A 2006-nucleotide genomic window follows, 5' to 3' on the forward strand; every position below is an offset into this window, starting at 1 on the left:
TCAGTTGGTAGAGCACCTGACTTTTAATCAGGGTGTCGTAGGTTCGAGTCCTACATGGCTCACTTGTATTATGCGCGTATGGCGGAATTGGCAGACGCACTGGATTTAGGTTCCAGCGGGCGACCGTGGGGGTTCAAGTCCCTCTACGCGCACCATACATAACACATCAAGCTCTTGAGAATGCATGTTCTCAAGAGCTTTTTTGTTTTTCTACATATAACCTCATCAGAGTTTAGGTTGTTCTAAGGGTATTTAAGGGGAATTAATAACAAGGAGTCCTACGTATTGCTCTATTGTAATTGTATTTGTCAGCATGTGAATCGTATGAAGTATCAATGAAGGCTATAGAAGCTGTTTGGGCCGGATAACGCTTCTAGGTGAGGGGTTACAGGCAGAACGTTGAGAACAAATTGTAAGAAGCCTTCAAGACGATCGAGGCGCTAAATGGGCCATTGAAGCATTTTAGTGGCATATGGCCTGTCAGAGTCGCTCTAAGCCGCCAGGATAGGTATGAGTGAGCATAAGCGGGAATAGGATCGATATAATTAATGGGGGAGTCAATCGGAATGCTTAGTTGGAGGAGGGATGAGTGACGAGTGACGAGATGAATCTGTTGCGGTGATGTGACAAAAATGAAGAACGATGATGCTTTGATGAAGAAATGATTGACTAACTGGCTGATAACGATTATCATTGGATTATAGTGATAATGGTTATCAATGCATGAACGAGCCTCTGAAGCTGTATGGTTCCGAATGCGTACAGAGTGTCCGCATCAGGAACAGATGAGCGGCAGCATAAAGGAGTGAACGATCGATGGAAAGACTGACAACATCGAGTCTGAATATCGCTTATGACGATCGGATGATCGTGAATAATTTAAATATTGCAATTCCGCAAGGTAAAATCACAGCACTAGTCGGTTCAAACGGTTCGGGCAAGTCGACGATCTTGAAGACGATGGCAAGAATCATGTCTCCTGCAGCAGGACAGGTATTGCTGGATGGCAAGTCGATTCATAAGCAATCGACGAAGGATGTCGCGAAGCAGCTAGCTATCCTGCCCCAGAACCCAACGGCCCCAGATGGTCTTACGGTAACGGAGCTTGTTTCCTATGGCCGCTTCCCTTATCAGAAGGGGTTCGGATCGATGTCGAAGGAGGATCGCTCTGTTGTACGCTGGGCGATCGAGGCAACGGGATTGTCGGAGTTCGAAGAGCGTCCAGTCGATCAATTGTCGGGTGGTCAGCGTCAGCGTGCTTGGATTGCAATGGCTCTTGCACAAGAGACCGATATTTTGTTCCTTGACGAGCCAACGACATTCCTTGATATGGCCCATCAACTCGAAGTGCTGCAGCTGCTGCAGAAGCTCAATCAAGAGAACAACCGGACGATCGTTATGGTTGTGCATGATCTTAACCATGCTTCCCGTTATGCGCATCATATGATTGCGATTAACAAGGGTACAGTTATGGGCGAAGGATCTCCTACTGAAGTTATGACGCCGGAAATTTTCCGAGATGTATTTAATATAGAGGCGGATATTGTTTATGATCCTCGTTCAGGCGTGCCGCTGTGCCTGCCTCATGCCTTGATCACGAAGTATTCGCAAGCTCCAGCTGCCATTCAACAGCGTGAAGCAGTCGTTGTTTAAGCGACTTACATAAGCCGTATTCTGTGGTCTATTGGATCACGGAGGCGGCTTTTTTATTTCTTACAGTAGAAAGAAAACCGCATAGAATCAACGTTCTTAGGTGATTTGGCAAAAAAAATTAAAGTTTTTCCGTAAAAGGAGTTGCGTTGGCCCGATTTATCTGTTATATTATTTCTTGTCGCCGCTGATGAAAGTCAACGACGAAATGATAAAATGCGGAAGTGGCTCAGCGGTAGAGCATCGCCTTGCCAAGGCGAGGGTCGCGGGTTCGATTCCCGTCTTCCGCTCCATATTATGTGCCCTTAGCTCAGCTGGATAGAGCGTTTGACTACGAATCAAAAGGTCAGGAGTTC

The 2006-nt window shown here is 46.5% G+C and carries 1 protein-coding gene and 2 tRNA genes; all 3 read left to right on the forward strand.

Going from position 1 to position 2006, the window contains the following annotated elements:
• Positions 1-72 precede the first annotated feature (72 nt).
• The 3 genes from SBI19_RS29310 to SBI19_RS29320 all read left to right on the forward strand — a co-directional run bounded on the left by SBI19_RS29310 (position 73) and on the right by SBI19_RS29320 (position 1943).
• Positions 73-155: transfer RNA gene (locus SBI19_RS29310), tRNA-Leu, on the forward strand.
• A 661-nt stretch (positions 156-816) separates the two neighbouring features.
• Positions 817-1653, forward strand: coding sequence for an ABC transporter ATP-binding protein (locus tag SBI19_RS29315; RefSeq protein WP_317973069.1), 837 nt, complete (start codon positions 817-819; stop codon positions 1651-1653).
• 215 nt (positions 1654-1868) lie between these two features.
• Positions 1869-1943, forward strand: a tRNA-Gly gene (locus SBI19_RS29320).
• Positions 1944-2006 lie beyond the last annotated feature (63 nt).

Origin of the sequence: Paenibacillus sp. CCS19, assembly GCF_033239625.1 — a bacterium.
Taxonomy (GTDB): domain Bacteria; phylum Bacillota; class Bacilli; order Paenibacillales; family Paenibacillaceae; genus Paenibacillus_T.

Bases quoted from the DNA above. Each gene is read 5' to 3' on its own strand.
- SBI19_RS29315 (WP_317973069.1), top strand. From the start codon at position 817: ATGGAAAGACTGACAACATCGAGTCTGAATATCGCTTATGACGATCGG.